The sequence below is a fragment of the Chryseobacterium sp. RU33C genome (assembly GCF_900156015.1).
Lineage (GTDB): Bacteria > Bacteroidota > Bacteroidia > Flavobacteriales > Weeksellaceae > Chryseobacterium > Chryseobacterium candidae.
This window is the reverse complement of record NZ_FTMT01000014.1, coordinates 1-23,394: the sequence shown is the minus strand read 5'-3', so window position 1 is coordinate 23,394 and position 23,394 is coordinate 1. Positions and strand designations below refer to the sequence as shown.

21 protein-coding genes are annotated in these 23,394 nt (G+C 36.6%); 8 read left to right on the top strand and 13 right to left on the bottom strand.

All coding sequences use genetic code 11. The features are described from left to right. Window positions 1-320: 320 nt before the first annotated feature. Together BW946_RS12650 and dnaK are read right to left on the bottom strand one after the other, a co-directional pair. A complete protein-coding gene (locus BW946_RS12650; protein ID WP_076596536.1) occupies window positions 321-1,799 on the bottom strand; it encodes a helix-turn-helix transcriptional regulator in 1,479 nt (492 codons plus the stop codon). A gap of 282 nt (window positions 1,800-2,081) precedes the next feature. Continuing rightward, entirely contained in the window at window positions 2,082-3,980 is a 1,899-nt protein-coding gene (gene dnaK / locus BW946_RS12645; RefSeq protein WP_076596535.1) for a molecular chaperone DnaK, read from the bottom strand. Between the two features lie 462 nt (window positions 3,981-4,442). Here dnaK and ppk1 point away from each other — a divergent pair, with 462 nt between their 5' ends. Both ppk1 and BW946_RS12635 read left to right on the top strand, forming a co-directional pair. Continuing rightward, complete coding sequence (gene ppk1, locus BW946_RS12640) at window positions 4,443-6,515, top strand: polyphosphate kinase 1 (RefSeq protein ID WP_076596534.1); 2,073 nt, start codon at window positions 4,443-4,445, stop codon at window positions 6,513-6,515. Beyond that, on the top strand, window positions 6,512-7,396 hold the full coding sequence (locus tag BW946_RS12635) for a Ppx/GppA phosphatase family protein (protein ID WP_076596533.1): 885 nt from the start codon (window positions 6,512-6,514) through the stop codon (window positions 7,394-7,396). The genes ppk1 and BW946_RS12635 overlap by 4 nt, the downstream gene beginning before the upstream one ends. A gap of 75 nt (window positions 7,397-7,471) precedes the next feature. Here the strand turns inward: BW946_RS12635 and BW946_RS12630 are convergent, their stop codons facing one another. The 5 genes from BW946_RS12630 to BW946_RS12615 all read right to left on the bottom strand — a co-directional run bounded on the left by BW946_RS12630 (window position 7,472) and on the right by BW946_RS12615 (window position 9,402). Then, window positions 7,472-8,074, bottom strand: a complete 603-nt coding sequence (locus BW946_RS12630; protein ID WP_076596532.1) for a hypothetical protein — start codon at window positions 8,072-8,074, stop codon at window positions 7,472-7,474. Between the two features lie 134 nt (window positions 8,075-8,208). After that, window positions 8,209-8,604 (bottom strand): DUF7674 family protein, encoded by a 396-nt coding sequence (locus BW946_RS12625; protein ID WP_076596531.1) that lies wholly within the window; start codon window positions 8,602-8,604, stop codon window positions 8,209-8,211. 51 nt (window positions 8,605-8,655) lie between these two features. Beyond that, complete coding sequence (locus BW946_RS21800) at window positions 8,656-8,787, bottom strand: hypothetical protein (RefSeq protein WP_262484568.1); 132 nt, start codon at window positions 8,785-8,787, stop codon at window positions 8,656-8,658. An 82-nt stretch (window positions 8,788-8,869) separates the two neighbouring features. Beyond that, window positions 8,870-9,226, bottom strand: coding sequence for a DUF7674 family protein (locus BW946_RS12620; protein ID WP_076596530.1), 357 nt, complete (start codon window positions 9,224-9,226; stop codon window positions 8,870-8,872). An 11-nt stretch (window positions 9,227-9,237) separates the two neighbouring features. Next, complete coding sequence (locus tag BW946_RS12615) at window positions 9,238-9,402, bottom strand: hypothetical protein (protein ID WP_228402575.1); 165 nt, start codon at window positions 9,400-9,402, stop codon at window positions 9,238-9,240. Between the two features lie 413 nt (window positions 9,403-9,815). Between BW946_RS12615 and BW946_RS12610 the strand changes: the two genes are divergently transcribed. The 3 genes from BW946_RS12610 (at window position 9,816) to BW946_RS12605 (ending at window position 11,711) form a co-directional block, all read left to right on the top strand. Continuing rightward, window positions 9,816-10,829, top strand: a complete 1,014-nt coding sequence (locus BW946_RS12610) for a nucleoid-associated protein (RefSeq protein WP_062674158.1) — start codon at window positions 9,816-9,818, stop codon at window positions 10,827-10,829. Window positions 10,830-10,937: 108 nt separating this feature from the next. Continuing rightward, window positions 10,938-11,165 carry a cyclase family protein gene (locus BW946_RS21680; protein ID WP_228402573.1) on the top strand — a complete coding sequence of 76 codons (228 nt, stop codon included), beginning with the start codon at window positions 10,938-10,940 and terminating at the stop codon, window positions 11,163-11,165. Between the two features lie 15 nt (window positions 11,166-11,180). Continuing rightward, window positions 11,181-11,711 (top strand): cyclase family protein, encoded by a 531-nt coding sequence (locus BW946_RS12605; RefSeq protein WP_228402571.1) that lies wholly within the window; start codon window positions 11,181-11,183, stop codon window positions 11,709-11,711. 89 nt (window positions 11,712-11,800) lie between these two features. On the opposite strand, the gene BW946_RS12600 is transcribed toward BW946_RS12605, so the two are convergent. The 6 genes from BW946_RS12600 to BW946_RS12575 all read right to left on the bottom strand — a co-directional run bounded on the left by BW946_RS12600 (window position 11,801) and on the right by BW946_RS12575 (window position 18,984). Beyond that, window positions 11,801-12,553, bottom strand: coding sequence for a succinate dehydrogenase/fumarate reductase iron-sulfur subunit (locus BW946_RS12600; RefSeq protein WP_076596529.1), 753 nt, complete (start codon window positions 12,551-12,553; stop codon window positions 11,801-11,803). A gap of 13 nt (window positions 12,554-12,566) precedes the next feature. Further along, window positions 12,567-14,483 carry a fumarate reductase/succinate dehydrogenase flavoprotein subunit gene (locus BW946_RS12595; protein ID WP_076596528.1) on the bottom strand — a complete coding sequence of 639 codons (1,917 nt, stop codon included), beginning with the start codon at window positions 14,481-14,483 and terminating at the stop codon, window positions 12,567-12,569. 11 nt (window positions 14,484-14,494) lie between these two features. Next, a complete protein-coding gene (locus tag BW946_RS12590; protein ID WP_076596527.1) occupies window positions 14,495-15,151 on the bottom strand; it encodes a succinate dehydrogenase cytochrome b subunit in 657 nt (218 codons plus the stop codon). A gap of 16 nt (window positions 15,152-15,167) precedes the next feature. Further along, window positions 15,168-16,598 (bottom strand): anion permease, encoded by a 1,431-nt coding sequence (locus tag BW946_RS12585; protein WP_076596526.1) that lies wholly within the window; start codon window positions 16,596-16,598, stop codon window positions 15,168-15,170. Window positions 16,599-16,618: 20 nt separating this feature from the next. Continuing rightward, a complete protein-coding gene (locus tag BW946_RS12580) occupies window positions 16,619-17,785 on the bottom strand; it encodes a porin (RefSeq protein ID WP_076596525.1) in 1,167 nt (388 codons plus the stop codon). Between the two features lie 149 nt (window positions 17,786-17,934). Next, window positions 17,935-18,984 (bottom strand): linear amide C-N hydrolase, encoded by a 1,050-nt coding sequence (locus BW946_RS12575; RefSeq protein ID WP_076596524.1) that lies wholly within the window; start codon window positions 18,982-18,984, stop codon window positions 17,935-17,937. Between the two features lie 384 nt (window positions 18,985-19,368). Here BW946_RS12575 and BW946_RS12570 point away from each other — a divergent pair, with 384 nt between their 5' ends. The 3 genes from BW946_RS12570 to BW946_RS12560 all read left to right on the top strand — a co-directional run bounded on the left by BW946_RS12570 (window position 19,369) and on the right by BW946_RS12560 (window position 23,185). Beyond that, window positions 19,369-21,567 (top strand): ATP-binding protein, encoded by a 2,199-nt coding sequence (locus tag BW946_RS12570; protein WP_076596523.1) that lies wholly within the window; start codon window positions 19,369-19,371, stop codon window positions 21,565-21,567. Between the two features lie 21 nt (window positions 21,568-21,588). After that, entirely contained in the window at window positions 21,589-22,140 is a 552-nt protein-coding gene (locus tag BW946_RS12565; protein ID WP_076596522.1) for a biliverdin-producing heme oxygenase, read from the top strand. A gap of 118 nt (window positions 22,141-22,258) precedes the next feature. Then, window positions 22,259-23,185: a malate dehydrogenase gene (locus BW946_RS12560; RefSeq protein WP_076596521.1), complete on the top strand. Its 927-nt coding sequence runs from the start codon at window positions 22,259-22,261 to the stop codon at window positions 23,183-23,185. Window positions 23,186-23,394 lie beyond the last annotated feature (209 nt).

The following is a 23,394-nucleotide window of genomic DNA, read 5'->3' as shown; positions in this document are numbered from 1 at the left end:
TCTTTATTTTATAGATTTAATAAATACAATATTTTAACTTTATTGACTTATCCTTCTAATTAATTACCCGAGATTACTCATTAACAAAGGTTTTCTTATTGATAGCCCTTCAACAGGCTCAGGGTGACAGCTCAAATACCAGCCGAAATTTTTAAGCTTTGTCAGGATGAGCCTGTCGAAGCTATTATGACTAAAAGGATAGGCAATAAGTTTATATAAGAAATCATTGGGTTTTACTTTTTGGGGATAAGCTAATATCATATCCCCCTTCAAAAGGGCAAAAAGTAAATACAATATGATTTAAAACAGATATCATTTCATTAATTATCTACAAGAGACTTAAGGAATTGATATAGGTCTATATCTGATCCGAGGTTGAGTTTTTTTCTCAATCTGCTCTTTTTTATTTGTACGGATCTGTGCTGCATAAAAGTAAACTCAGCAATGTCTTTAGAAGAAAATCCTAACCAGATTAAAGCACAGAATGCAAGATTATCTTTAGTTAAATCCGGATTGATTGCTAACAGTTTTTGAGAAACATTCGGATAAACTTCATGAAACTTTTCCAAAAAGCTAATATCATTATTTTTAGCCAATTGAATTAAATCTTCATGCACTCCTGAAATTCTTCTCTCCAATACTTTAGTTTCATCTTCTTTTCTGGAAATTATTTCCTTGCTTTCTAATATCACCTTCTTTTTTTTATTATTCTGATAATATAAATAGACCAGTAATACTAAACTCAAAGAAACTACAACGCTGCTATAGATGAATACTGTTTTTTTGAAAGATTTATTTTCTTCTGTTTTTTCTCTTTCTATTGTTTTTATAGACAGATCTACTCCTTTGGTTTGTGAGTTTTCCAAGCTGTCTTTTAATTTTATATAATACTCCAGATATTCTTTTTCCTTTTCTAAATTTCCGGCATTTTTATAGCATGATATTAAAAGCTTGTATATATTTTTAGTATGCTCAACAGTTTTTAATTTTTTATTGTACTGAAGAGCCTGATTTAAATATACAATTGCCTTTTCATAGTTTTTTTCCTTAAAAAAATATTGTGCATAGTAGTAATAAAATACAGATATCTGATAGCTGTTAGGTTCATGTTTGTTTGTATTTATTATATCCATTCCCTGATCCAGATAAATTTTAGCTGAATTTTGACTGGGTTGATATTCGATATAATGATTCGCAATTTTAGAGGTTGCACTTAAGCTTTCATATAATGAAGATGATTGCTTTAAATAATAGAGCGCTGAATCCAGATCTTTTTTCTCATAAAGATAGTTTGCCCGTGAAGTATAAACGTAAGATAAAAATTTTTCCTTTCTATCTTTATCCTCAATTTTATTTCCATAATACCCTGCTTTCGAATTATACCTCAGACCTGTATCGTACAGTTTCATAATATAATAAGCCTGTGAATATTCCTGATAGAGCTTAGCAATTGTAAAAAAATCAATCTCATTTTCGTTTTTATGTAATATGCTCTCTGCTATATTTAGATTTTTTATACTTTCTTCTGCATTTCCTAAATTCCAGCTTTGATTTGCAATATTAATATGAGCCCAAATTATTCCTCTCGCATAATTTTCTTTTTTCATTTTTTCTAACATCTCCTTATTCCAAAGAATAATTTTTTCTCTCGGGATATTATTTTTGCCCATTTCTTTAGGTTTATTCAAGAGAATCGAATCATACTCTCTATATTTTAGATTTTGAGAAAATAACAAAACAGATGAGAAAAAGAACCCAACAACAGTTAAATGTTGAAATATATATTTAAAGTATTTCATTGAATGCTAAAATAAAAATTTTTTATAAAAAACCACCAAATCAATTAAATATGAAACAAACTTAGCGTATAAGAATATTTTTATCAATCATATTGATTTAAATTTACATATTTTTAATCTTATTCTGAATATTATTTTATTAGATTCATTGAAGTTGGGAAATTTGTGAACCGGATATGGAGTAGAATTTGTAACAAAAAATGAAAAGTCTGTGTATAAAAAACCGCTTTAAACGAATGTTTAAAGCGGTTTTTATTATTTGTTAGTATTGGTAATCAATAATTATTTTACTTCTTCGAAGTCTGCATCCTGTACATCTTCAGCTCCGGCGTTTCCACCTGCGTTCTGAGCTCCTGCACCCGCATCAGCACCTGGCTGTTGACCTGCTGCATATAATTCTTCAGAAGCGGCCATCCAAGCTGCATCTAACGCTTCAGTTTTAGCTTTTACGTCATCAGCATTTTTAGCTTCGAAAGCTGTTTTTAATTCTGTGTGAGCTGCTTCGATTGCTGCTTTTTTGTCAGCAGAAAGTTTTTCACCGAATTCTTTCAATTGCTTTTCAGTCTGGAAGATCAATCCGTCAGCTTTGTTGAAGATTTCAACTTCTTCTTTTCTCTTAGCATCTGCTGCAGAATTTTCCTGAGCTTCTTTCTTCATTCTTTCGATTTCTTCGTCAGAAAGACCTGAAGAAGCCTGGATTTTGATAGACTGCTCTTTACCAGTTCCTTTGTCTTTAGCAGATACGCTTAGGATACCATTAGCATCAATATCGAATGTTACTTCAATTTGAGGAACTCCTCTTGGTGCTGGTGGAATATCCTGAAGATCAAATCTACCGATTTCCTTGTTATCATTGAACATTGGTCTTTCACCTTGCCCTACTCTGATACTTACAGCCGGCTGGTTGTCAGAAGCTGTAGAGAATACTTCAGATTTTTTAGTTGGGATCGTAGTGTTCGCTTCAATTAATTTAGTGAATACAGAACCCATTGTTTCGATACCTAAAGAAAGTGGAGTAACGTCAAGGAGTAATACATCTTTTACATCACCTGTCAATACACCTCCCTGGATTGCTGCACCAATTGCTACAACCTCATCCGGGTTAACACCTTTAGATGGTTTTTTACCGAAGAATTTTTCTACTTCTTCCTGGATGATCGGGATTCTTGTAGAACCACCTACCAGGATTACTTCGTCGATATCAGAAGTTGATAAGCCAGCATCTTTTAATGCTTTCGCAACAGGCTCCATAGATCTTCTTACAAGATCTGCAGATAATTGCTCGAATTTAGCTTTTGTTAAAGTCTTCACTAAGTGTTTAGGACCTGTAGCTGTAGCGGTGATATAAGGTAGGTTGATCTCAGTCTGAGGAGAAGAAGATAACTCAATTTTTGCTTTTTCAGCTGCTTCTTTTAATCTTTGAAGAGCAATGGCATCAGCTTTTAAATCTACCCCTTCTTCAGCTTTGAATTCGTCAGCCATCCAGTTGATGATCACATCATCAAAGTCATCACCTCCTAAATGTGTATCACCGTTTGTAGATAATACTTCGAATACACCGTCTCCTAAATCAAGGATTGAGATATCGAAAGTACCACCTCCAAGGTCATATACTGCAATTTTCTGATCTTTATGGTTTTTATCAAGACCGTACGCTAATGCTGCTGCTGTAGGCTCGTTGATAATTCTTTCCACTTTAAGACCTGCAATTTCACCCGCTTCTTTCGTAGCCTGTCTCTGTGCATCGTTGAAGTAGGCAGGAACAGTAATTACTGCTCTTGTTACTTCCTGTCCAAGATAATCTTCAGCAGTTTTCTTCATTTTCTGAAGAGTCATTGCAGAAATTTCCTGTGGAGTATATTCTCTATCGTCGATTTTTACTTTTACAGTATCGTTTGGCCCGGCAACTACTTTATAAGGTACTCTTGTGATTTCAGAAGCATCATCTTTAAAGTGTGTTCCGATAAATCTTTTGATAGAGTAAACCGTTTTTGTTGGATTCGTTACAGCCTGTCTTTTTGCAGGATCACCTACTTTTCTTTCTCCGTCTTCCGTAAAAGCTACGATAGAAGGAGTAGTTCTTTTACCTTCTGCGTTAGGAATTACAACAGGGTCTTTACCCTCCATTACAGCAACACAAGAGTTGGTTGTTCCTAAGTCAATTCCAATTATTTTACTCATAATATTTTATATTTTTTCTATTTTTAATTTTATTTACACTCTCAATTTCTCAATATCTGTACCATTTGAAAAATTATGACAAAATGACACAATAAAAATAAAAACCCTGATAAAATGGGGTTTCGTATGATTCAATATGGAAATTTTTTCCTGCAAAAATTTATCAGAATGCCACCAATAGGACTTATAGTGCTTTTAACTGTTATTTTGAGATTTTTTCTTATGGTTTTCTATATAAAAACCATAAACTGTCATGGCTCATCAGATATATTCTATCATTTTCTCCATAAAAAGAAGATCTTATCAATATCAATCGTACAAAAACACACAGATTATCAATGTGATTACCATCAATCTCATCGGTTAATTCACCAATCTTCAAAAATTAATCAAAGTTTAACCTAAGAAATAGAGGAAGAATCTTTGCGAATTATTATTTTTGATAAAACATACACATTTAGAATGTCAATACACTTTAATCCCCGAGATATTACATGGCTTGCCTTTAATGAAAGAGTTTTACAGGAAGCCATGGATGAAAAAGTTCCCTTACATTTAAGAATACGTTTCCTTGGAATTTTCTCCAACAATTTAGATGAATTTTTCAGAGTGCGTGTTGCCGGATTAAAGCGTGCCATGGATTTCAAGGAAAAAGTAATTGCTGAATCGTTCTATCAGCCGCCCAGCAAAATCCTTCAGCGAATCAATGAAGTTGTAATGAGACAACAGCTGAATTTCGATAAAACATGGAAAAAGATCCAGACCGAAATGGCTGATCATAAAGTTTCCATTAAAAATTCCAAAAATCTGACTGCAAAACAAAAAGAATTTGTCAGAGAATATTTCGATGAAATAGTAGAAGCCAATGTGATTCCGATTCTTCTTCACGAAAATACGCCTATGCCCTATCTGAGAGACAAAAGTCTTTATCTGGGAGTAGCCATGAGAAAAAAAGACTGGCAGTATTCCAGTAATTATGCAATTATTGAAATTCCTTCCCGTTTTGTAGGAAGATTCGTATTGCTGCCAACGGAAGATCCTGAAGAAAGAAATGTAATGCTGTTGGAAGATGTGATTACTTTCAATCTGCCCCATATATTCTCTTATTTCGGGTATGATGAATTTGCGGCCAATGCATTTAAAGTAACAAAAGATGCCGAGCTGGATCTGGATAATGATATCAGAACCAACTTCGCAGAAAAAATAGAAAAAGGACTTAAAAACAGAAGAAAAGGGAAACCTACCCGTTTTGTTTTTGATAAAGATATGGATAAAGCCCTTTTGGAGCTCCTTATCAGAAAACTGAACCTGACTAAAAAAGACAGTATCATTCCCGGAGGAAAAATTCACAATTTCAAACATTTCATGGATTTCCCCGATGTTTTTGAAAAGTATGAAAGACCTGTGGAAAGAACTTCTTTTACCCATCAGGCTTTTGAACATGGAGAAAGAGTGACAGATGTTATTTTAAAAGAAGATGTACTTCTTACTTTCCCTTACCACAAGTACAATCCGGTGATTGATCTTCTTCGTGAAGCTGCTATGGATCCGGATGTAAAATCAATACAAATTACAGCGTATCGTCTGGCAAGCAGCTCAAAAATCATTAATGCTCTGATCTACGCTGCCAGAAATGGTAAAGAAGTAACGGTAATGCTGGAACTTCAGGCAAGATTTGATGAAGAATCCAATCTGAAATGGAAAGATATGCTGGAACCTGAAGGGATTACCGTTCTTGTTGGCATTCCTAATAAAAAAGTACACGCTAAACTTTGTGTCATCAAAAAGAGAGCACACAATAAAACCATACAGTACGGTTTTGTAAGTACCGGGAATTTCAACGAAAAAACAGCCAGAATATATGGTGATCATCTGCTGCTGACTGCTGACCGCGGCATCATGGCGGATATCAATAAAGTCTTCAATGTATTGAAAAAACCGAAAGATGACTTTATTCCTATTTTGAAAACTTGTAAAAATTTATTAGTTTGCCCTCAGTTTATGCGTGAAAAGATTGTTCACCATATTGATAAAGAAATTGAAGAAGCCAAAGCAGGCCGAAGAGCAGAAATCATCGTTAAAGTAAATTCAATGAGTGATCGTGCTCTGATTGAAAAAATATATGAAGCTGCTAAGGCCGGGGTGGTAACCAGAATGATTGTAAGAGGTATCTATTGTGCCGTAAACCAAAAGGAATTCAAAGAAAAAATAAAAGCCATCAGTATTGTAGACGAATACCTGGAACATGCCAGAGTAATGTATTTTTACAATAAAGGGTCCGAAGATATGTACATTTCTTCAGCAGACTGGATGACAAGAAACCTTGATTACAGAATTGAAGCAGCCGCTAAAATTACTGACAAAAACCTTAAGAAGGAATTAAAAGAGATTCTGGACATACAGCTTAAGGATAACGTAAAAGCAAGGATTTTAGACAAAAAACTGAGCAATGAATACGTAAGAAATGATAAACACGAATGCCGATCACAAATAGAAACCTATAAATATTTAAAAGCTAAAACAAGCAAAAAATGAAGATAGCAGCGATAGACATAGGGAGTAATGCAGCCCGCCTTCTTATCAATGAAGTAAAGATCAATAACAGAAAGCCTGAGTTCATCAAGCTAAACCTTCTCAGAATTCCCCTGAGACTGGGAATGGATGTTTTCACCATAGGAAAGATAGGTCCGGAAAGAGAAAAAATGGTCATTGATTCCATGAAAATCTTCAGTGACCTGATGAAAATATATAAAGTAGACCACTACAGAGCCTGTGCTACCAGTGCTATGCGTGATGCTGCCAATGGTAATGAAATTATCAATCTGGTAAAAGATACCTCAGGAATCAATATCGAAATTATTTCTGGTGATGAAGAAGCCACTTTGATCTACGAAAATCATGTTGCAGAAGGTCTTGACAAAGAATTTGCCTATTTATACATTGATGTGGGCGGCGGTTCTACGGAGCTTACCTTTTATGAAAACGGCAAAATGGTTTATGAAAAATCCTTCAATATCGGAACGATCCGCCTTCTCAACAATCTTGTTACAATGGACAACTGGAAAGAAATGAAGGATGAAATCAAGAAAAATATTGTCAGTAAAAAACCAATTGTTGCCATCGGATCAGGAGGAAACATCAACAAAGTATTCTCTATGAGTAAAACCAAAGACGGAAAACCTATGTCTTTGTCTCACCTGAAAAAGGTTTACAAAGAATTCAATGAACTTTCCGTAGAAGAAAGAATGACCAACTACAATCTTAGAGAAGACCGTGCAGACGTACTGGTACATGCACTGGGAATTTTCAACAATGTGATGTCATGGTCTGATATTAACAGAATTTTTGTTCCTAAAATCTCTGTAGCAGACGGACTGATCCATAATATTTACAGTCAGCTGCAGCATAAAACATAATCATAAGCAATACTATTGAAAGCCAGCCTAAAATTTATTGAAGGGATTTTTTTATTATATAAATTAATGTATTGATTATAATTCTTTATAAGAATATTCAATATTGGTCCATAAAACCTGATCTCCTGTTTTGATCATTTCAGAAGGAGTGGTAAAAATATTTCCAAAAATATTTTCGTATTGAGTTGTCCCAAAATGAGCGCTTTTAGTAATGAATAGTGCGTCATGGTCATTTCGGGGTACTTTTTTAACGTATCTGTATGTTCTTTTTAAAGTGAACAAGGAGGTGTTTTTATTGAAATCACCAATATAAGATGGTTTATTATTGTTATTTTCTTTGATTAATACGGAGTCATTTACGATGGTAAAACTATAGGTGAAATCTGTAGTTGAGTTTTCTGGTAATAATTTTATCGTTTTGTTTTTAAGATCAAGGGTTATTTTTTCCCAGGCAGGTTCCTGGTACATACTCCAGTAATTGTTGAGATAAGATTCGTCCGGTGTAGATTTTTCTCCGTTTGATCCTTTGTACAGCACTGTATTTTTTACAGTATAGCTTTTAAATTGAAATGAGTAAACTTCTTTATCAACAGGTCTCGGATCATCAATTATATTATCGTTGTTTTCGCACGATATCAATGACAATGCCATCATCAGGGCATAAAAAGAGTATTTCATGGTATATTTTTATAAAAAGAGGTTTCACGCCTACTAGTGAAACGGAATAGAGTGGAAATTATAATTTAGCAAAAGTAAAAAATAAAAAGGTGAAAAGGTAAATAAACACTTACCTTTTCGCCCTTTAGCTTAATTTATTTTCCAAAATACATCTGATCCTGCTTCTGCTGTTCATTATAAATGATCTGGAAGCTGACAGGCATATATTGGTAAAGAAGTTTCCAATGTTGGATCTTTGCATGTTTTTTGAAACTTTCGAAAGATCTTACAAACAGGTTTTCAATCATGGTTCTTACATAAGAATTCCCGTTTCTGTAGATCCAGTCCATCAGTTTGATGTGATGGGCAATGATATTGATCTTTGATTCCTGCAGCAGGTGCTTCAGATAATTCACGGTAGCCTGCATGATTCCGGCGAAATTGTCCTGTACAGACAACTGGGTGATCTCATGGCGAAGTGGCGGATAGAAAAATTTTAAGTATTCAACAGCTATTTTTTGATTAATAGTTTGCATTTGTACTTTCATCATAATTAAGAATTTTTCAAACACTTTATATTGCAGCTAAATGTATACCAAAATTTAAAGACAGGCTGCAAAAATAAATACTCCTACGATCACGGCGATGTGAGTAAGCAATATCTCTGTATTGTGTCTGTTAGTAGTGGTTTTCCAGGTTTTCCAATCTGAAATTCGTCTTATTTTGTTTTTCATAATCTGTTGATTGTGAGTTATTTTGGTTTTTGTTTAATTTAAACACTTTGTAATGAAACGGATGAACAATGTAACAAAACATTTATATGCCGTGGCTGTAAATTTGTCTTGAATACACCTTCTGAAGGTTGTCAGAAATATGACTAAAAATCACTTTTCTGTATTCTTCACTGCAGAAAGCGGTACAATTGTCCAGAGAATAGATAAAAGTGGTCTCAATAGCATTTTTTAATATCGTATCTCCGTCCGTGTATATTTTGTCCATTTTCTGTAAACTTCTGAACAGCAGATTTCTGTCATTTTGGCGGATCATATTTTTAATACGCTCCGTGAAAGTGCGTATGATGCTGTATGAGTTTTGAATTTTAATTTCTTTTATTTCCCTTTCAAAGTCGGGAACCACATCGGTGATTTCCTTTACGGCTTGTAAATAGTTCATCGTATTATATGTTAATGGTGATAGTATTCGAGCATTTTGATGAAGGCACCAAAAATAAAAATGGTTAAAAAAGCGAAAAAGAGCATATGATAAGGTTTCAGCCATTTTGGAGTTGCCGGGCCTCTGCTTTTTAATCTTCTGAGCTTGTCGATTCTGTTTAAAGTTTTTAAGTCCATTTTTCTATGTTTTCAAATCATGATGCCAATGGTATTCCGTTAGAAATATGTATTGTTTAAATTATTGATATTTAAATCATTATGATTTTGTTGCTGAGTTTTTAAAACAAAAAAGCATGTCAAAATGATAAGGGTCTTATCAATTTGGAAATGAAAGACAGAAACTTATGCTATCTACCATCACAAATGAACGACGGAGAATTCCTTTCCCTCAAAGATCAAATAATTTGGTTTTTTGTCATTCTGACGAAGGAAGAATCTTATTGAAATTCAATTTTATGAAATTCTTCACTACATTTCATTTCATTCAGAATGGCAGAGGGTGGTAACAATAATGTAGTACAAAATGACATTTTTTAGTTTTCGCAGTAAGGATAAGAATGAATATCTTTGCAGTCCAAATATTCAGAAAAATGTTTTCAAAAATAATAGTACACAGAGTCGGAAATAAGATCAACGGAGATTCGCTGACACTTTCCCAGGAGGAATTGAAGCTGGAAGAAGGAATGGCAGAAATGCTTGAAGACTACTTTTTAGGTTCTTTTAAATCGGAAGAAACTTTTCATTTTTACAGTGATACTTATCTGGTGAATAATCCGGTTTACAGCGCGGTATCTGAGATTTTTGATGATAAATCCAAGTTTATCTGGGAATCTGAGAATATTGCCAAACACCTTTTTGAAGCGGCAGAAAATCCAAGAGTTCAGAGTGGAGAACTTTTTATTGTTCTTTTTGAAGATGAAAGTGACCGTCCTGACAGGGTGGATAAAATCGGGATCTTTAAAACAGAGAAGAGAGAATCTTTCCTGAAAATAAATCCTGCAGAAGAAACATTTGATATTGAAAAAGACCAGGGAATCGGGTTATCTAAAATTGATAAAGCGGCTTTGATCTACAACAACAATAAAGAAACAGGATATGTACTTTCCGTAGTAGACAACAACAAAAACGGAGATATGTATTACTGGTTCGAAGATTTCCTGAAAGTAAAGCAGCGTGATGATGAATATTTCCACACGCAGGAAGCTCTGATGGTGTATAAAGATTATATCACAAAACAGCTTCCCCAGGAATTTGAAGTTTCCAAAGCAGATCAGGCAGATTTCCTGAATAAGTCTATCAATTTTTTCAAGGAAAAAGAAGAGTTTAAGCTGGATGAATTTGCCAATGAGGTATTGGGAGATGAGCATGTGATTGAAAGTTTCGTGAACTTTAAAACAGACTACGAGCAGGATATGCAGGTGAATATCGCTGAAGAATTCCCGATTAGCGAAGCAGCGGTAAAAAAGACGCAGAGACACTTTAAAAGTATCATTAAACTGGATAAAAACTTTCACATCTACATCCACGGAGACAGACAAAAAATCGAAATGGGTGAAGATGACAAAGGAAAATATTACAGACTTTATTTCGAAAAAGAGGTATAAAAAGAAATTTACGTTCCATAATAATATCATAACTTTATTACTATGTTGTAACCAGGAATAAAGTTATGATCATTTCATGGAAGCATAACATATGTTAGTCTATGTCATATGAAAACAAAAATTGTCGATTTAACGAAACCTATTCAGTACAATGCAGGAGACCCATGGTTCATGAGGGTGAAAATCAAACATAAAGCCCATAGAAAATCACATTGGTTGATTCGTCTGGCGTTGAGGCTTCCGTCAAGGCTTTTTCCTAAAAACTGGACAGGCTGGGCAGATGACACCATCAAAAATATGGGACTTCATGCTACAACACATATTGATGCTCCCTAGCATTATGGCCCTGTAGTGGAAGGAAAGCCTGCTAAAACGATAGACCAGATTCCGCTGGAGTGGTGCTATGGAGACGGAATTGTGATCGACTGTACACATAAAGAAGATTTTGTGGCCATCACCGTAGATGATCTGAAAAAAGATCTCGACAAAAACGGAATCACCATACAGGAAGGAAATATTGTGCTGATCAGAACTGATCGTGATAAAATGATGGGTACTCCTGATTTTGTAGAAAAAGGAACAGGAATGAGCAAAGAAGCTACAGAATGGCTGATTGATCAGGGCGTAAAAGTAATGGGAATTGACCAGTGGGGCTGGGATCTTCCTCTAAAATATATGGCTCAGAAAGCTAAAGAACTTAATGATCCGGAATTCTTCTGGGAAGGCCATCGTGTAGGCATTGAAAAAGAATATTTACACATCGAACAGCTTACGAACCTAAGTGCATTACCTCCATCCGGATTTAAAATCTGTGTTTTTCCATTGAAGATTGTTGGTGGTTCTGCTGCTCCGGCGAGAGTAGTCGCGATGATGGATGCATAGAAAGAATTTTTTCACCTCTAAAAAATAAAAAAGGCGGATTTGAAATTAATCAAATCCGCCTTTTTGTCTGTTACTATTGTGTTTCCAGCTTAATTCTTCTTCCTTAAAAATAAGGCTCTGTTATACTCAAAATTCATTCTGGCAATATTCAGTACAGAAATTCCTTGTGGACATTCCACTTCGCAGGCTTCCGTATTGGAACAGTGCCCGAATAATTCCGTATCCATTTGGGCAACCATATCCAGCACTCTCTTGCTTCGTTCTTCTTTCCCTTGAGGAAGGAGTGCCATATGGGTGATCTTTGCAGAAGTGAATAAAGCTGCACTTCCGTTTTTACAGGTGGCAACACATGCTCCACACCCGATACACGCAGCAGAATCAAAAGCTTCCTCAGCCGTCTGGTGAGTTACCGGAATGGAAGTAGCATCAGGTGCCTGACCTGTATTCATCGATACAAAACCTCCTGAAGATATAATTCTGTCAAAAGCAGAACGGTCTACTTTTAAATCTTTTTTCACCGGAAAAGCTTCAGAACGGAAAGGCTCTATCAGAATGGTTTCCCCATCCTTAAAAGACCGTAAATGAAGCTGGCAGGTAGTTGTATTTTTCAATGGACCATGGGCAATGCCGTTAATCATCATCCCACATTGTCCGCAGATTCCTTCACGGCAGTCGTGATCAAATTCTACAGGCTCATCCCCTTCAATGATCAGTTTTTCATTTAATGTATCCAGCATTTCTAAGAAAGACATGTGAGAATTCAATCCTTTCAGGTCATAACCTACCAGTTTTCCTTCACTTTTTTTGTCTTTCTGTCTCCATATCTTAAGATGTAAATCCATAATTTTCTGTTTTTTATTTGTAACTTCTTACCGTTGGCTGAATCTCTTCAAAGATCAGAGGTTCTTTAATCAGTTCAGGTTCTCCATTTTCACCTTTCCATGCCCATGCAGAAATAAATTGGTATTCCGCATCATTTCTCATGGCTTCTCCATCGGGAGTCTGAAATTCTTCTCTGAAGTGAGCTCCGCAGGATTCATTACGGGTTAAGGCATCGTAGCACATCAGTTCTCCTATTTCGAAATAATCGGCTACACGGCCTGCTTTTTCCAGCTCGGTATTCATTTGATCTCCCTGTCCGGAAACTCTTACGTCTTTGTAGAATTCCTGTTTCAGTTTTCGGATTTCCTGAATGGCATATTTCAGGCCTTCTTCATTTCTGGCCAGCCCGCAGTAATCGTACAGGAGTTTTCCTAATGTTTTGTGGAAATAATCAACGGTTTTAGTTCCTTTGATATTGATAAAATCATTGATCTGGTTTTTAACTGCTTTTTCAGCCTGTTCAAATTCAGGAGTATCCGGTGAAATTTTCCCGGTGTGAATTTCATCAGCCAGATAATTGGCAATCGTATAAGGAGCAATGAAATATCCGTCTACAGAAGCTTGGAGAAGGGAATTTGCTCCCAGTCTGTTGGCTCCGTGGTCGGCAAAATTAGCCTCGCCTAAAGCAAACAATCCCGGTACGGTAGTCATCAGTTCATAATCTACCCAAAGTCCGCCCATGGAGAAGTGGGCAGAAGGGGAGATCATCATGGGTTCTTTATACGCATCATATCCTGTTATTTTAAGATACATATCGAATAAGTTTCCATATTTTTCCTTGATCTTATCTTTTCCCTGTTCCTGAATTGCTTTTGAAAAATCAAGGTATACTGCATTTTTCAAAGGTCCGATACCGAAGCCGGCATCAATTCTTTCTTTGGCTGCACGGGAAGAAATATCCCTTGGAGCAAGGTTTCCGAAAGCCGGATATCTTCTTTCAAGATAATAATCCCTTTCATTTTCAGGAATATCATTGGGAGGTCTGTTTTCTCCTTCTTTTAACGGAACCCAGATTCGGCCGTCATTACGTAATGATTCAGACATTAAGGTGAGTTTAGACTGATAATCTCCGGATTGAGGAAGCGAAGTAGGGTGTACCTGAATCCAGCTTGGAGAAGCCATTAATGCTCCTTTTTTATGGGCTCTCCATATGGCAGAGCCGTTACATCCCATGGCAAGGGTAGACAGGTAGTAGATTTTTCCGTAACCTCCGGTTGCTAATATTACAGCATGGGCTGCATGTCTTTCAATGTCTCCTGTGTCTAAATTCCTTACGATAATTCCTCTGGCTTTACCGTCAACAGTAACCAGATCCAGCATTTCATGTCTTGAAAACAATTGTACAGAACCTTTTCCAACCTGTCTCATTAAAGCCTGATAAGCACCCAGAAGAAGCTGTTGTCCCGTTTGTCCTCTCGCATAAAAAGTACGGCTTACCTGAACTCCTCCGAAGGAACGGTTGTTCAGATATCCGCCATATTCCCGGCCGAAAGGTACACCTTGTGCAACAGCCTGGTCGATGAGGTTCAAAGAACATTCTGCCATTCTGTATACATTGGCTTCACGGGCTCTGAAGTCTCCTCCTTTCAAGGTATCTACAAACATTCTGTAGACACTGTCGCCATCGTTTTTATAGTTTTTGGCAGCATTTACACCTCCCTGTGCTGCCACGGAGTGCGCTCTTCTCGGGCTGTCCTGAAAACAGAATGATTTCACATTATAGCCCATTTCTCCCAGAGAAGCTGCAATTGAGCTTCCCGCCAGTCCTGTTCCAACAACAATAACATCCAGCTTTTTACGGTTGGCAGGATTAACGAGTCTTGCTTTCTTTTTATAATTTTCCCATTTATTTTCCAATGGGCCTTGTGGTATTTTTGAATCTAAAATCATGACCGTTCTGTTTATTGGTAAGTAAAGTATACATAGATGGGCATCAACGCAAAACCTACACAGATAATGATTGAATAAGCAATTCCGATAGTTTTGAACCATTGTACGAACTTAGGATGATATAATCCCAGAGTTCTTACAGCACTGTGTATTCCATGAATCAGGTGATAACACAAAGCGATCATTGATAAAACATAAATGATAACGTACCACCATTCTTTAAAGACATTCACTACCAGGATGTAGAGATCTTTATTTCCGTTCTCATCCAAAGGAGGATTTCCGAATTTGTAGATATACCAGAAGTTCTGGAAATGGATCACCAGGAAAATCAGAATGAATGTTCCGAGGATTCCCATATTTCGGGAAGCCCATTTGCTGGCTCTTCCGCGTCTGTCAGACTGATAACCGCCACCGGATTTTTTATTCTTTAAAGTAATAATCAGTCCGTCTACAGCATGCAGAATAATACTGGTATACAAAACGTAAGAAACTATTTTGATGACTATATTTCCTGATAAAAAATGCGAATACGCATTAAACTGCAGGTGCGCCTGCTCTTGTGGAAGGAAAAGCTGAAGATTTCCAAGGAAATGAATCAACAGGAAGAATCCCAAAAAGAGTCCGGTAAGGCACATCAGCATTTTTCTTGACAGTGTTGATAACATATTTTTGATTTTATGATTAATAATATCCTAAGACTTTCATCCACAATCCTCCTACAACCATATAAATGATTAATAGAACGATTCCTATTTCAAGACCTCTGAGCCACCAGACCTTCAGATCTACATATCCGCTTCCGAAGAATACCGGAGCAGGACCGTGGCCGTAATGAGTCAATACCCCGTAAATTGAACCCATGAAACCAAGCATCATCGCCAATAACATAGGAGGAATTCCCAAAGAAACGCCTACACCCAGCAAGGCTGCATACATAGCGGCTACGTGAGCGGTAGCACTTGCAAAAATATAGTGACTGAAAAAATAGACTGCAATAATAACCGGAAAGGCTACCTGCCAGCTCAATCCTCCGATCTGTACTTTGATCAGGTTACTGAACCAGCCAATGAAACCCAGTTCATTTAAAGAACTTGCCATCATTACCAATACGGCAAACCAAACGATAGTATCCCATGCTCCTTTTTCACTTTTTACATCTTCCCAGGTTAATACTGAGGTTAACAATAATAAGGTTAATCCGATGAACGCTGTTGTGGTAGCATCAATGGAAAGTGCTCCACCAAATATCCAAAGGACTAATAAGATAAAGAATGCCAGCAGCATCAGCCATTCGTTTCTGGAAATAGGTCCCATTTCTTTTAATTTCTCAGCCGCCATTTTCGGTGCATCTCCTGTTTTTTTCAATTCAGGCGGATACAATTTGTACAATACCAAAGGAACTACAAAGAAAGCTACCGCACCGGGAATGAAACCTGCTGCTGCCCATGACATCCATGTAATATCAATACCAAGGTTAGCTGCAAACTTCTGACACATCGGGTTACTCGCTGTCCCGGTAAGGAACATGGAAGAAGCAATGAGGTTCATATAATAGCTGTTTAAAGTCAGGAATGATCCTAATTTTCTATGGGTTTCCGGCTTTTCCGGAACAGAATCAAAGCTTATCGCCATAGATTTCATGATAGGATAAATAATCCCACCACCTCTTGCTGTGTTACTCGGAATGGCAGGAGCCAGACAAACATCAGCAAGTCCTAATCCGTAAGCCAGTCCCAACGAGCTTTTCCCAAAAACTCTGATGAATAAAAATGCGATGCGGTTTCCCAGTCCGGTTTTGATAAACCCTCTGGCAATAAAGAATGAGATCCCGATCAGCCAGATTACTTTATCTCCAAAACCAGACAGTGCTTTGGTAATGGATTTTCCTGCATCTCCCGGTGCAACCACCTGTGTGAGGGCTGTAAAACCAATGGCCATCATACACATAGTTCCCATTGGAGCTGCTTTAAGGATGATTCCTAAAATGGTTGCCGCAAAGATGGCAAACAGATGCCAGGCATTCTCTGCAACACCTTCCGGAGCAGGAATGAACCATATGATTAACGCAACAACAAATGTGATCGCTACGTTTTTGATATTAATTTCTTTCATGATACTAACTATTTAATCATTTAAAATCTACTTTGTACCTGGACAATGAATAGATTGTTATTGTATTGTGATGTGTTTTCTACCTGATGTTTGTAGCGATCAAACTGTACTCCCAGCTGAATTCTTGCGCCGTAATTTTTCAGGAACTCCAATCCGAACATTGGGGTAATCGTTTGTCTTGGGTTAGAAGCCATTCTGAAATTGGTATCAAGATATTCGTAGCGGCAGGATAATTCGAAGGCACTAAGATTTTTGTGATTGATTTCATATCTTAGGTTCGGAAGAAAATAAGCGCCACGGATCAGATATTGGTCTGGGTTATCAGATCTTAATTCAGGTGCAATAGAATTATACAGAACGTGGTTGGTTGCCTGTTTGGCTTCCAGCTGCATATCAAGACTCCATTTAGGATCAAAATGGATCAGTGAACTCAGGTCTACACCCAAGGCATATACTTTTTTGCTGAAAACTTCTCCAATACCGCCATTCAAACCTACATTGAAGTTGTATTTTTTCGATAATCCGAAAACAAGGCGGGTAGAATACTGCTTTCCGTTGTCATTATCATTGACCTGATTTTTTCCATTTCCATTTACTACCGAGACAGCATATTGGAAAGGAATTTCTCCTAGTTGAAGCTGTCCTGTAGCAGACATTCCGATCTGGAAACTTGTCCATCCCAGTTTTCCAAATTCGGTATACTGATTAGACCAGTCTAAAGATTTAATAATATCAATAGGATAAGTCTCTTCAATACCAAACCAGGGCCTGAACTGTCCTACGGTAATTGCTAATTTAGGATTGAAAGTGTACTTCAGATAAGCGTTTTCAAGAACTCTGCTTTTGGGGTCATTTTTAAAATCGGCAAGGTTGGCCAGAACAACAACTTCTGTACGTTTGCTGATCTGTGCCCGAACCTGAACTCTCATGTACTTGAGCATGAAATTATTATCAGTTCCGGAACCATCAGTGTGGTGAAGTCCGTTTACATCAACATCTTTACTCATCCCTACAAGATAACGCGCCTGAAAAAGGCCTTTGATCTGCAGCTGCGGATATTTTACATTATCTTTTTCCTGTGGAGGAGGTGTAGTCTTCAGAGAATCCTGACTTTGTGCATAAGCGGATAATCCGCAGGCCAGCATGCACAGGATCAGGCTTTTCTTTTTAATCGAAAAAAAGGCCATATCTATTTTGTTTTTTTATTGTGAATTTTATTGTGCCACAACTGCTTGCTTGCCTCGTCAATATTTGATTTTCAGAATATTGTTTAATTGTAACGTGGATTGCTCAGGATATTATCTGCTAAGCACGAGCATTTTTTGTGGTAAAATATCTATTTTAATCCTAGGAACGTAAACGGTGCAGACTCTTTAAACTCCGCATTGGATTTTCCGTTATAGGTGCGGTTGTTGCTAAGATCCAGCTTCATCACTTTTCCTTTAGGGCTTAGATCAAAATCTTTAAGATCTACCCAAAATGTGTTGGGAGTGAAAACCGTTTCAAAATAATACACCAGATTTTTCTGATCCGAAACAGAACGCCATCTTGTAGAGGAAATATTAGGTTCTGTAGCAGACGTAATCCCGTAAGGAACAGAACAGTTTCTGATTACACTGAAAACACTGGCTACTGCTGTGCGGGTGTCTGCAGTCTGAGGAATCGCATTGATATAATATGACGCTCTTACGAAACGGTCTGCTGCTCGATTGGTTCCCGGAAGCATTATCGTTCCCGGAATACCTTTCCAGTAATTATTAAGAGCTAACTGTTCTTCAAATACAGGAGAGTTGGTCATTACCGTATAAGATGGATCATGATGAATAACCAGTTTTCCGTCAATATATTCAAATACAGCATTGTCACCTGAAGCGTCAGAAATGGAAAGATGAACGGTTGTAAATCTTTCTGTTCCCGGAATATAATCACTCACAATAACGAAAGGTTCTTTGCGTGAAAATTCTACGGCTTCTTTTACTGTCGCGAAATTATCAAGATAATATTGTGCCCATAATGAAATGGCTACTCCCTTTTTGCTTCCTTTTCCATCGAACTTTGGGTATTGAGATTCTCCTAACCAAAGCAGGTTGGCAACCAGCCCTTTTTCGTTCATCCCGTCTGCTGAAGCAATGTCCCATGAAGAACTGATAAGACTTCCATATTTGGCGGTCCATTTTACAGATTTGGGGCCTACCTGTCCGTTGCGGTCAATTCCTTTGGGTAACACCCATAAGTTGGCGGGAATCTCATCACGCCAGTCCATAGAACGGGCTGTGATAACAGTGTTTTGAGGTCCTTTGTAAACGACTCTTGTACAGGCTTCGGATGGATTCCATAATCCTGTAGAGAGGATCAGAGAAAATAAAATTAATGGGAACTTTTTCATAATAGTATTATTTGAATTTAAATTTCTTTTGTATTGAATTTATTGTGAATAATTCAATGGATTCTTGCTGTATTCATTATTTGGTGATATAAATTTAGCGAAAATTGTCTAAATAAAACAATTAATAAGGTTAATAATATGTAATCCATGTTATGAATCATGGTTAAAGATGAAAAGGTTTGATTATTAGATTTTTTTTTGTATATTTAAAAGAAATGACATAAAAAATGGGTAGAAATAAAGAATATCTTAATAAGTTTTTATGTTTTTTTTGATGGGGGATTTCCCGTAAATGCTTGTCGGAAGGGTATCTAATTTTAGATACCACAAAGTAAAAAGGTGTTCAAAAAAAAACTATATTTGATAGACAGACTGAAAAGATATATGAATTTTATAGAATGCCATGAAGAACCTATCCATATTCCGGGTTCTATACAGAGTTTTGGTTATTTAATTGGCATTGATGCACAATCCCACATCATTACTTTTTTTAGCAGGAATATTGCGGATCTATTTAAAATCGGGAGTTCAGAAGAACTGTTCGGAAGAACGCTTAATGACTTTCCTGAAAGTTTTCAAAGCATTATTGATTCAGAAATCTATACTTCACTGGACAAGTTTACCAAACGTAAGAATGAAACGTATTTCGATAAAATTTTTATAAATGATAAAGAGTATCATTTTTCTGTTTTCAGAAGTGAGCTTTATATCTTTCTGGAGTTTGAAGAGGTGATCATTAATCCCAATAAACGAATTTCCAATAAGTATGATAACTTTTACATCATTGACAATGAAAAGGAACTCTGGAATCATCTTCTGGAAACCCTTTCAAAGGTGGTAAACTATGATCGTATGATGGTCTATAAATTTATAATGGACGGCTCCGGTAAAGTGATTGCCGAAAGAAAAAATGAGGATATGGAAAGTTTCCTTGGGCTGCATTATCCTGAGTCTGATATTCCGAAACAGGCACGTGATCTTTATTTAAAGAAAAGGAAAAGAATTTTCAGCAATGTATATGCGGATAATGTTCCTGTTGTAAGCAGAATCCCAGACAGTATTGATCTTACTTTTTCAGCATCCAGAGGGATGTCACCAGTTCATGCGCAGTATCTGAAGAATTCCGGCGTAGCTTCAAGTTTTAGCGTTTCCATTATTATTGATGATCATCTTTGGGGATTGGTAACCTGCCAGAATGTAGCACCTAAGCATATAGATCTTGAAGACAGGGTACAAGCCGGAATTTTTACTACGCTTGCTGCTAATGCCTATTCATCTTTTAAATCTAAAAACGAACTGAATTACCGTTTGGAGCTGAATGATAAAATATCTCAGTTGAAAACAGAGTTTTTAAAACATCATAACCTGTTTGATTCTCTTATTGAATGTAAAAAGGAGATCAGAAAGTTACCTGAAGCAGACGGGCTTGCCATTGTTTCGGATGAAAATATAATAACAGATGGCAATACTCCTGATCTGAGAAGTATCGGAAGAATTGCACAATGGGCTCTTGGTAATACCCAGGATCATATCTATATGAGCAGAAATTTTCTTAAAGATTATGATAAAGAACTTGAGCTGACTGAAAATACAGCAGGAATTGCCATCTATTTTATTGAAAGGGATAAAAATGAAATGCTGATCTGGTTCAGAAAAGAGTTTGATGAACATATCAACTGGGCAGGAAATCCGGAGAAAAAAGTAAGTGTATTTTCTCAGAATGGAGAAGAAAGGCAAATGATATCACCGAGAACTTCATTCCGTATTTTTACAGAAAATATTAAAGGCCATTCTAAAAGATGGAATTCCAGAAGTGTTGATGCAGTAAAGGCAGTAAGAGATTTGATTTTGGAAACTTCTCATAAAAATTATAATGCTATTAAAAGACTTAATGATGAGCTTAAAAAAGTGAATGAGGAACTTGACAGTTTTTCCTATACAATCTCTCATGACCTGGGAACTCCTCTCACTGTAATGAAACTGAATGCACAAATGCTTCTGGGAAATCTTGCAGGTGATTCTGAAAAAAGTAAAACCAAGATCAATTCAATTATTGAGGAAATCGATAATATGGCAGAAATGATGCATGATGTACTCCAGCTCAGCCGCGCCAAACACAGTGAAATCCAGCTTGAAAGTCTGAAAACAGCCCATACGATTGAGAAAATTTCCGAAAATGCAAAGATAACCTATGGCAGTCCCAACAGTGAAATTATCATTAAAGAATGCCCTGATGTATTGGCTGATAAAACCATGCTTCATCAGGTATTTTTGAATATCATCAACAATGCTGTGAAATATTCTTCCCATAAAGATCTTCCAAAAGTGGAAATTGAAGGAGCTGAGGATGGGCAGACCATTATTTACAGGATCTCAGACAACGGTATTGGTATTCCTGCGGAGGAAAAACATAAGATGTTCAAAATCTTTAACAGGATGGATAATGCCAAGAAATTCAAAGGAAACGGAGTAGGATTGTCTATTGTACACCGCATCATGAGAAGATTGGGAGGAAATGTAGATTTTGAAAGCAACAGTGAAGGCACTTCCTTTATTTTAACGTTCAAAAAGCCTTATATTTGAGAAACTTTTAAAACGTTATGTATGGTATCAGAATATCTTAAACAGAATACAGCAGGTTATCACGATGCGGCAGAAAAACTTTTTAATTCTGAAAAGATTTTCAACAAAACCTTCACTTTAGAAGATTATAAAAAAATCATTCATACCAATTACCTGATGCTTCTTCACAGCGAAGATAAAATATTCGGCAGCCTTTCTGATAAGTATGCAGAAAAACTTCAGCTTGATGAAAGAAAGAAGCTTTCCCTTATTGAAAAAGATCTGAAAAGTCTGTCTCTCGAAAATCAGGAAGTTTCTCATCCTCTTGAATTCAATAACGAGCATGAAGCACTTGGAGCGATGTATGTGATTGAAGGATCTACCCTTGGAGGAAATGTAATTGCAAAACAGCTTTCTAAAACGGAGGGTTTTGATGAGGTTACTTTCAACTTTTTCGGATGCTATCAGGAGAATACAGGGCCAATGTGGAAAAATTTTAAGGAAATTCTGGATACTGAAGTTGCTGAAGAAAACTATAATGATGTGCTTTCAGGGGCGAAAAAACTCTATACGTTTTTACTGAGCGTCAACTAATTTATTTTAGTTCTAATTAAATTCCTGAAAAATTGCGCATTTTTTCAGGAATTGTTAAATTTGGAGAGTTTCAAATTTAAACTTAACTAACAAAAAATAATTTTTAAAAAGTAACAATATGAAAGTAACTGTAGTAGGTGCAGGCGCTGTAGGAGCAAGCTGTGCAGAATACATCGCAATGAAGAACTTCTGTTCAGAAGTAGTTTTGGTAGACATTAAAGAAGGGTTTGCTGAAGGGAAAGCAATGGATTTGATGCAGACAGCATCTCTTAACGGATTTGATACAAAAATTACGGGTACAACAGGAGATTACAGCAAAACTGCAGGTTCTCATGTAGCAGTAATCACTTCAGGGATTCCAAGAAAACCTGGGATGACAAGAGAAGAATTGATCGGTATCAATGCTGGTATCGTGAAAGAAGTTACTGAAAACTTAGTAAAACATTCTCCGGAAGTAATCATCATCGTGGTTTCTAACCCAATGGATACTATGGCTTACCTTGTTCACAAAACTTCAGGTCTTCCTAAGCACAAAATCATCGGAATGGGTGGTGCTTTAGACTCTGCAAGATTCAAATACAGATTAGCTGAGGCATTAGAAGCTCCAATTTCTGATGTTGACGGAATGGTAATCGCTGCTCACAGTGATACAGGTATGCTTCCACTATTGAGCAAAGCGACAAGAAATGGGGTTCCTGTAACTGAGTTCTTAAGTGATGAGCAACAAAAATATGTAATCGAAGAAACTAAAGTAGGAGGAGCTACGCTTACTAAATTATTAGGAACTTCAGCCTGGTATGCTCCAGGTGCAGCAGTTTCTGTAATGGTTCAGGCTATTGCATGTGACCAGAAGAAAATGATTCCTTGTTCTTTAATGCTTGAAGGTGAATACGGACAAAACGATATCTGCTTAGGTGTTCCGGCTATCATCGGAGCAAACGGAGTAGAATTAATTGTAAACGTAACTTTGACTGCTGAAGAGCAATTGAAATTTGCTGAAGCTGCCAATGCAGTAAGAGAGGTGAACGGAGATCTTAAATTTTAATGATTACAAGCTTTTAAGCAGGTAGTAAAATAGATAAAATCTGGCTGTTTTCAAATTTGAAACAGCCGGATTTGTTTTATGAATATTGGAATGGTGGAAAGTTTTCATTTGAAAGACACTATCCCACAAAGTGTGTAAGTTAAAAAGTCAGGGCTTGGATTTTATAATCTGAGCCTTTCTTCAAAAATAAGCATAAATTGGTTGAGAAC

Coding starts and splice junctions, on each gene's coding strand:
- BW946_RS12630 (WP_076596532.1), bottom strand. CDS start 8,074: ATGAAATACTCTTTTTATGCCCTGATGATGGCATTGTCATTGATATCG.
- BW946_RS12580 (WP_076596525.1), bottom strand. CDS start 17,785: ATGGCCTTTTTTTCGATTAAAAAGAAAAGCCTGATCCTGTGCATGCTG.
- dnaK (WP_076596535.1), bottom strand. CDS start 3,980: ATGAGTAAAATAATTGGAATTGACTTAGGAACAACCAACTCTTGTGTT.
- BW946_RS12610 (WP_062674158.1), top strand. CDS start 9,816: ATGTTTTCAAAAATAATAGTACACAGAGTCGGAAATAAGATCAACGGA.
- BW946_RS12585 (WP_076596526.1), bottom strand. CDS start 16,598: ATGAAAGAAATTAATATCAAAAACGTAGCGATCACATTTGTTGTTGCG.
- BW946_RS12635 (WP_076596533.1), top strand. CDS start 6,512: ATGAAGATAGCAGCGATAGACATAGGGAGTAATGCAGCCCGCCTTCTT.
- BW946_RS21800 (WP_262484568.1), bottom strand. CDS start 8,787: ATGAAAAACAAAATAAGACGAATTTCAGATTGGAAAACCTGGAAAACC.
- BW946_RS12615 (WP_228402575.1), bottom strand. CDS start 9,402: ATGGACTTAAAAACTTTAAACAGAATCGACAAGCTCAGAAGATTAAAA.
- ppk1 (WP_076596534.1), top strand. CDS start 4,443: ATGTCAATACACTTTAATCCCCGAGATATTACATGGCTTGCCTTTAAT.
- BW946_RS21680 (WP_228402573.1), top strand. CDS start 10,938: ATGAAAACAAAAATTGTCGATTTAACGAAACCTATTCAGTACAATGCA.
- BW946_RS12575 (WP_076596524.1), bottom strand. CDS start 18,984: ATGAAAAAGTTCCCATTAATTTTATTTTCTCTGATCCTCTCTACAGGA.
- BW946_RS12590 (WP_076596527.1), bottom strand. CDS start 15,151: ATGTTATCAACACTGTCAAGAAAAATGCTGATGTGCCTTACCGGACTC.
- BW946_RS12650 (WP_076596536.1), bottom strand. CDS start 1,799: ATGAAATACTTTAAATATATATTTCAACATTTAACTGTTGTTGGGTTC.
- BW946_RS12565 (WP_076596522.1), top strand. CDS start 21,589: ATGGTATCAGAATATCTTAAACAGAATACAGCAGGTTATCACGATGCG.
- BW946_RS12595 (WP_076596528.1), bottom strand. CDS start 14,483: ATGATTTTAGATTCAAAAATACCACAAGGCCCATTGGAAAATAAATGG.
- BW946_RS12625 (WP_076596531.1), bottom strand. CDS start 8,604: ATGATGAAAGTACAAATGCAAACTATTAATCAAAAAATAGCTGTTGAA.
- BW946_RS12600 (WP_076596529.1), bottom strand. CDS start 12,553: ATGGATTTACATCTTAAGATATGGAGACAGAAAGACAAAAAAAGTGAA.
- BW946_RS12570 (WP_076596523.1), top strand. CDS start 19,369: ATGAATTTTATAGAATGCCATGAAGAACCTATCCATATTCCGGGTTCT.
- BW946_RS12620 (WP_076596530.1), bottom strand. CDS start 9,226: ATGAACTATTTACAAGCCGTAAAGGAAATCACCGATGTGGTTCCCGAC.
- BW946_RS12560 (WP_076596521.1), top strand. CDS start 22,259: ATGAAAGTAACTGTAGTAGGTGCAGGCGCTGTAGGAGCAAGCTGTGCA.